This window comes from Arthrobacter sp. Sr24 (assembly GCF_054511175.1).
In genome coordinates, this window is the sequence record NZ_JBTNDB010000031.1 from 33,035 (window position 1) to 39,860 (window position 6,826).

Annotated in this window: 6 protein-coding genes; 2 read left to right on the plus strand and 4 right to left on the minus strand. The window is 60.4% G+C overall.

Features of this window, described 5'->3' with window-relative positions; genetic code table 11:
* Positions 1 to 45 precede the first annotated feature (45 nt).
* Positions 46 to 693, minus strand: a complete 648-nt coding sequence (locus ACX80D_RS15830; protein ID WP_459323831.1) for a LuxR C-terminal-related transcriptional regulator — start codon at positions 691 to 693, stop codon at positions 46 to 48.
* Positions 684 to 2,222, minus strand: a complete 1,539-nt coding sequence (locus tag ACX80D_RS15835; protein WP_459323832.1) for a sensor histidine kinase — start codon at positions 2,220 to 2,222, stop codon at positions 684 to 686. Before ACX80D_RS15835 ends, ACX80D_RS15830 begins: the two co-directional genes overlap by 10 nt.
* Positions 2,223 to 2,801: 579 nt before the next feature.
* On the opposite strand from ACX80D_RS15835, the gene ACX80D_RS15840 reads away from it, so the two are divergent.
* Both ACX80D_RS15840 and ACX80D_RS15845 read left to right on the plus strand, forming a co-directional pair.
* The gene (locus ACX80D_RS15840) at positions 2,802 to 3,539 is read left to right on the plus strand and encodes a hypothetical protein (RefSeq protein ID WP_459323833.1); all 738 of its coding nucleotides are present in this window, start codon (positions 2,802 to 2,804) and stop codon (positions 3,537 to 3,539) included.
* Between the two features lie 346 nt (positions 3,540 to 3,885).
* Entirely contained in the window at positions 3,886 to 5,691 is a 1,806-nt protein-coding gene (locus ACX80D_RS15845; protein ID WP_459323834.1) for a plasmid pRiA4b ORF-3 family protein, read from the plus strand.
* A 221-nt stretch (positions 5,692 to 5,912) separates the two neighbouring features.
* Here the strand turns inward: ACX80D_RS15845 and ACX80D_RS15850 are convergent, their stop codons facing one another.
* The gene (locus tag ACX80D_RS15850; RefSeq protein WP_459323838.1) at positions 5,913 to 6,035 is read right to left on the minus strand and encodes a helix-turn-helix domain-containing protein; all 123 of its coding nucleotides are present in this window, start codon (positions 6,033 to 6,035) and stop codon (positions 5,913 to 5,915) included.
* Between the two features lie 292 nt (positions 6,036 to 6,327).
* Complete coding sequence (locus ACX80D_RS15855; RefSeq protein WP_459323835.1) at positions 6,328 to 6,708, minus strand: RNA-binding S4 domain-containing protein; 381 nt, start codon at positions 6,706 to 6,708, stop codon at positions 6,328 to 6,330.
* Positions 6,709 to 6,826: the final 118 nt, after the last annotated feature.

The following is a 6,826-nucleotide window of genomic DNA, read 5'->3' on the forward strand; positions in this document are numbered from 1 at the left end:
TACCTTGCGCTGTTCTGCTTTTGAAACGATCGGTTCAGCGGCAGATTAACCTCCGCGGCGGCCAAGATATGCAATGACGGCTAGCACCCGTCGGTGGTCTTCGGGGGTGTTGGCGAGGTCCAGCTTGGCCAAGATATTGGTGATGTGCGTTTCTATGGTTCGGGGCGTGAGCCATAGCCGTTGAGCGATGCCGAGATTGGTCCTGCCTTCGGCCATCAGTGCCAGCACCTCCCGTTCACGCGGGGTCAGAGATTCCATGACTTGATTTTGGCGCGCGGCCCCCATGATTTCTAACACCAATTCCGGATCCAGGGCTGTTCCACCAACCTTGACCCGTTGCAGCGTGTCCAGAAATTCTGCCACATCCAGAACCCGGTCTTTGAGGAGGTAGGCGAAGTATCCGGCCGGGATAAGCCGGGAGGTGTGCTTGGTTTCCAGACTCTGGGACAGCAACACAATGCCTAGATGTGGAAACTCACCACGCAACGTCACCGCCGCCTGCGCGCCGTCGTCCGTGTTCCCTGGTGGCATGCGAACATCAAAAATCACCAGTTCCGGGCCAAGCTCGCGGGTCTTTTCAACGGCAGTGGTGGCATCAGCGACGGCTGCGAGCACCTCGTGGCCCGCAGCCTCAACGAGACTCACCAGCCCTTCCCGGAACAGGGCGGAATCCTCGGCAAGAATTACCCGCATGGCATGATCGCCTCCACCGTGGTGCCCTGACCGGCGATGCTCGTTAGAGACAGTTGGCCGCCCGCGGCGTTGACCCGATCTCTCAGCCCGGACAGTCCGCCGCCTGCCGTTGAATGCGCTCCGCCAAGGCCGTCGTCGCTGACCATCAAGCTGATTAAGGAGCCGTGCTGCGCCAACACGATCTGCACCCGTTGAGCTTGGGCATGTTTGAGGGCGTTATGGACGGCTTCAGAGGCGACGAAGTAGGCGGTGGCGCCGACAATTTCGCTCAACTCCGGAACCGGCTCGGCTATCTCCAGATGTAGCGGGGTGGGTGAGCGTCCGCTGAGCTGGCGAAGCGCTGCTGGCAGGCCATCATCGAGCGCGCTGGGCCGAACACCGTGGGCAATCTGACGCAGTTCAGCTACGGCGGTGCCCAGCTCCGTGACAGCTACATCGAGCTTTCCGCGAATGTCCTCACTGTGTGGCGGCAAGTGGTGCTGAATGAGCCGTAAGCCCATACCCACGGCCACCAGCCGCTGTTGTGCGCCGTCGTGCAGGTCCCGTTCCAGCCGCCGTCGTTCTTCGTGGGTGGCTAGAAGTAGCCGCCCGCGGCTGGCCTCCACTTCCGCCAGCGCTTGGGCGAGTTCGAGCTGCTGGCGGGCCATTTCCAGCAGTGGAAACAGTGCCTTGATGCTCTCCGCATTCAAGGCCCTGCCAAGGTCCCTCCCGGGGATGATGATGCCGGCAATCCGGTGCTCCAGACTGACTTCCACGCCGTCGTGCTTCTCAACGGGGCGGCCGGCCACGTCATGAAGACTGCCGTCGCGCGCTGTAAATCCCAGCCGCAGCTCAGGATCCCGGGTAGCTTTGCGCAAGACAGCTTCCAGCTCAGTGGGCCGGGCAGTATTGGCGAAAACCTGGCGCTGCAAGGTGGCGACCGCGTCAAGAATACGCTCATGCTCCGCATAGAGAATTCGCCCAACACCACGGCGTAAACGTGGCCTGGATCCGGCTGCAAACAAAGTTCCGAGAGCCACGCCGGCCACCGTCACCACGGCGGCGGGAGACGATTCAACGCCGGGCCACCGCAGCAACAACAGGGCCCACAGCCCGATGCCGCCCAGCAGAATCAGGCTGCTCACCGTGGCAACTAATACCCTTCCGGCGTCGAGCGGGACGGTGCGCACAACGGCCATGCCCAGCACCATGGGAATGACGATGTTCATGGCGGCCAGTCCAAGGATTACAACGCCGGAATCTTGGAAGATGAGGTATCCGATCCAGCACAGCAACAAGGTGCCAGGGACGCTGGCGCCGGCCACCGCCAGCCAACGGATCTGGTTCTTCAGCGTGGGTTCGGCGTTCTTGAAGCGTTTGATGACGTTGCGCAAGCTCAGCACCAGCAATAGGAGAAACACGGGCAGCAGCGATAGAGCCGCCACATCGGCGCCCAGCACAGGACCCAATCCGCGGTGCTGCTCTTGAAACTCGTTGGCGTAAGGGGTCGGTCCCAAACCCACCAAAACGGAAAAGAGGATGGCAACCAAGACCAGGCCACCGGCGATGAGCCGCGCGCCGCGCGCCGCGGCTCTCGAAACGCCCCGAGGGGAAGATGAGCAACATCAGTGCCCAGGGCAAATACAACACCATCCAGCTACCTTGAGCCAAAGACATGAGGACGTTGTTGATGGGCAGCTCTGGGTGAATTTGAGCCGCTGCAAGATAAGTGTCATTGGCGCCCAGCGTCACCATGACCAGACCTGCCGCACTGAGCAGCGCCCCCACCGCGTGATGGGGAAAACGGTGCGTGATCAGGTGCCCGAAAATCAGGGCCGGAATGGCGATCACAATGCTCAGTAGCAGCCATGACAGGGCAGCGTCATCCACGCCAGTCGCCACGGCCCAAGCCGCCACAATCAACGACCCGGCAGCGAGCGGAAGGACGGCCAACGACACCCATCGAGCCCACGCCATGGACACAGTGTAAATCCGTTGGGCGCTCAATGACTCCGTGCTGGCACGGGTTATTTCTCCAGCGGTAGCCACGATCCGCAATAGACCTCTACGGGCGCACGCTGGTGATTGTGGCGCACACCCTGTCACCACACTTTTGAGAGGTGAATGTCATGACGCGGTCAATGGAGTTCAAGCAGCAGCAGAGCATGGCCCAAGGCCCTCGGGACCTGCGCCGTTTCTGGCGGATTCTGACGGCCGTGGTGGTGACTGCCGGCCCGCTCAGCATCTGGTTGGTACGTGCCGTTATGCCGTACTGGACCACCGACTCCCCTGCAACAATTGTGGACAGCGCACTGGGAAGCCCCGGAACCATGAGCTTCATGGTGTGGTCGGGGCTGTTGGCGATGCCGGTGTTATTGGGCGGTGTTTTGGGAGCAGCGTATGTTGCCCGGCGCGGCGCCCCGATTCTGGCGATGGTGGGAGCTGTGCTCTGCTTTGTTGGCTGGTCCCAAGGCGGCGCAACCGTCAATGCCGACTACGTGGTAGTGCAGTTGGCGGAGAGTGGCTTCGCGCCATCGGAGATTGTGGCCATTGGTGACGCGCTTCAAGCTGGGGACGTTGCGGCGGTCAGCGGCATCATTTGGCTCGTGGGGCACATCGTGGGGATGATCATTATTGGCATCGCACTGGGCCGCGCGGGAATTGTGCACTGGTGGGTGGCCATCGCCTTGATGGTCTCCCAGCCCTTCCACCTCATTGCCGCCGTCATCATCCCGAGCCGGCTACTGGATCTGACTATGGGGTGGGGACTGACAGCGTTCGCCAGCTTCATGGTCAGTCTGGCAATCGTCCGTATGAGCAACGACGAATGGGACCTGCCTCCGCTCGCGCACCGGGTGAGCCACTGAGTCAGCTGTTCTCACCGATGTGGTGGCCGCCGTCGTTCTCTTTCAAGGACGACGGCGGCTCTTGCCTGTGTGTTACTCAGTCCGGGCTCACGGTGCTTGAGTTTATACAGGAGCCCCGGACTCCGGCAGGTTCCACCGAAATCTTACAAGGAGTGCTTGCAAGATTGGGCCAAGTTTTGGCAGATATTGTGGGGCAATCTAGACATCGACGAGTCCCGCCTACGTGAGCTGGAGACATCTAATGAGGCTCAGCCCCGCGCCTCCACACATGCGGCGCCATGGGCTCCAGCAGTCCCCGATAGAATGTGTGATCGGTACCCGAACGCCAGCCAAACGAAGGAAACCCGTGGCCAAGAAGTCTAAAGACCATGCAGCGCAGCAGGGCGTCATGTCCGTCGGTCAGCGGCGTGCAGTGCGGGCAGTGGATGCTGTGACACCTCCATTTGTTCACTGGTGCCAGGACACTCACGGGATGCCGGCCGAAGTTGCCATGGAGTATTTGAAGCCGGTCACTGCGCTGGTGGCTGCGTACTTTGATCTTGCGCCGTCGTCAGTGGCCACAGCGTTTGAGCCGGCCCCCTTCTCAAACGCCCTGGATGTGGTGTACGCCGCTTACGATGAGGCCAGCGCCGGATCTGAGGAAGCGATTACGTTCGTCTTTGAAGCCGTTCATCTCTACGTCGAGTTCCTAGAACTCCCCGGCATGTGGACTGGTGCGGAGGCGGACTACGACGCGGTTCATGACTTGTTCCATATGAGTGAGGAAGAGGCAATCACCCAGCTTGAGGCGCCTCAGCTGACCCCGGAGGCTGAGTTGGCGTCCTTTGAAGGCACCGAGTTGGTGCGCTACTTGGAGAATTTCCTTCATTGGCTGGGCAAGGGCAGGGACGTGACCTCCACGGGCATGCTGCGACTGAAGGAAATCGAAGGAGCCGCAGCAGCCATCGGCTTACGGGCCAAGGGAGGTAAGCCGCTTCCTTTCCAGCTCTGGGAAAAGCCCAGCCGTGACATGAATCAGCCCGATGCGCAGGTCTACACCGTCCGGTCCATGAATGACCTGGATGACCTCATGAAGTTCTGGGTGGCGTTGGAGGCGAGCCAGCTGATCGAGGTTGGTGCCACTAAAGTTCGGCCCACTGATTTCGCAATGGAGTTATTGGAGGAGGGCCATCCGGCGCGGCTTGGAATCCTGCGCGATTTTGTCAACAAGTTCCTGCAGATCTCTGTTCTTGGAGAGAGTCACTGGAGCCCGCTTTTCCAAGATGTCGCCTTGGTGCAAGCTGTTCTGCTGGTAGATGTCTGCCAGTCCGGGGGACTCACCATTGACTACATCCCGCGATTGGTGGACAACATCGGGCTGGAGATGGCGGATCCCATCAGCGAAATCATAAAGGGTCGGACGCGCGAGCTGGCCCGGCTGGGACTGCTCACCCTGGAACCGGTCATTCAGGTCCTGCCGCCCCTAGTGCCCTCAATCCCTTCGTTGCTGGCATACATTCGGGCGGGGCTCAGCGGGCCCGAGGAGGAAGAGTCGGCAGCCATCGATCGCACTGGCGGCCCGGCGCCGGAGGCGGGGCCGAACACCCGCCTCGTGCAGCTCAAGGTCATGCTCAAGGATTCCAAGCCGCCGGTGTGGCGTCGGCTGATTGTGCGCAGCGAAATGAATTTGGCGCAACTGCATCACATCATCCAGGCGGCCTTTGGCTGGATGAATTGCCACTTGCATGAGTTCCGCGTGGGCGGATATAACGGCACGGACTATGGCCCAGTGGGTCCCGAGTACGATTTTGGCGACCCCATGCCCACCGATGAAACCGGCGTGACGGTGGGTCAGATCTTGTCGAAGGAGAAAGACAAGATGGATTACACCTATGATTTCGGTGACAACTGGGGCCACGCCATTAGCGTGGAGAAGGTCTTGAAGTACGACGGCGGTCCCTCCGCGCGCTGCACCGGCGGCCGGGGTGCCGGGCCGGCTGAGGATAGCGGCGGTGTGTGGGGCTGGGAAAACATTGGTGTCATCATGGCTGATCCCACCCACCCGGAATATCAGGAATACCGCGGCTGGCTAGGTCTTGAAGACGGCGACGTGTTTGACCCGAAGAGCTTTGACGCGGATGCAGTGGATGAGATCTTGTCTGAAATGTACTGACTTCTCTGACGGCATGCACCTTCAAACCGTAAGTTATCTGCCGTTGTTGGACTGAAAGTCGCTGCTCCGTGCTTCCTCCACAGTGGATTTGGAGGAAGCGCGGAGTGCACGGACGTTATTTGGAACGCTGGAATTGTGGAATGAATCGTGCCCCGCGTTTTTCGGTCGGCGTGGTCTCTGGTTCGTGTTCCAATGACTCGCCCGGCCCAGACCATTTTCGATCAGATAGCTAAGTGCCCGTTGCGCGGGGTACTGCCAAAGCGGCCGTTCTCCATGGAGCTGATTTTTGACCGCGAAATCGACAGATGCTCGGAGAGCTCCTCCTGAGACATTCCAACAGCGATTCGTCGTCAGCGAAGAGGAGCGCCTAGCCGGGTAGGAGTTGAAGTGATCGTCATTCAGTCCCTCGGACCTAGGTGGGGGTTATGTACTCGATTTCAGGTACCTAAGCATCGTCTCTGGTTAATGTGCCCAAAACAGGTGCATTGGTAATGGCTGAGCTTAATGACACCATTTTCGGTACATTATTGCGAGCTGCGCTGAACCATTGCTTCGGGTGGGCGCGTAACCTCGATGGGGCTGCCCAGAGGTGGCGCATGAAGCTTGGGGAAGGGCCCAATCAGCGCCGTGGCAGGATCAGTCCCCGCGGAGTTTATCCATCTCGCGGCGGTCCTTCTTAGTGGGACGGCCGGTGCCGCGGTCACGCTGCGGCAGGCCCAGTGCTGGTAGGACTGGCCGCGGGGGAGTGTGGTCGGTGAAACAATGCGAGGCAGCTTCCGGGCCCACACGCTTATTGATGAGCTGGCGGACCTCAAGGATCCTGTCATAACCGGGCTGGCGGACACGGATAGTGTCCCCTGGGACCACTGTATGTGCGGCCTTGGCATTGGCGTCGTTGAGTTTCACATGGCCCGCGCGGCAGGCAGCGGTGGCCATGGACCGAGTCTTGTAGGCGCGAATAGACCACAGCCACGCATCAATGCGCACAGAGGCGGGTGCACTTTTTGGAATGCTCATAATAAATCCACTCTAGCGCCGGACGCCGAGTCTGACGGACCGCTGCCGAGGGAGAAAGTGGGTGAAGGCTCGATCGGACGATCTCTGCCCTGCCCGGCAAGAAGGGGACCAGATCCGG

What these genes read in the sequence shown, in the direction of transcription:
- ACX80D_RS15830 (WP_459323831.1), bottom strand. Translation starts at nt 693, where the DNA reads ATGCGGGTAATTCTTGCCGAGGATTCCGCCCTGTTCCGGGAAGGGCTG.
- ACX80D_RS15840 (WP_459323833.1), top strand. Translation starts at nt 2,802, where the DNA reads ATGACGCGGTCAATGGAGTTCAAGCAGCAGCAGAGCATGGCCCAAGGC.
- ACX80D_RS15855 (WP_459323835.1), bottom strand. Translation starts at nt 6,708, where the DNA reads ATGAGCATTCCAAAAAGTGCACCCGCCTCTGTGCGCATTGATGCGTGG.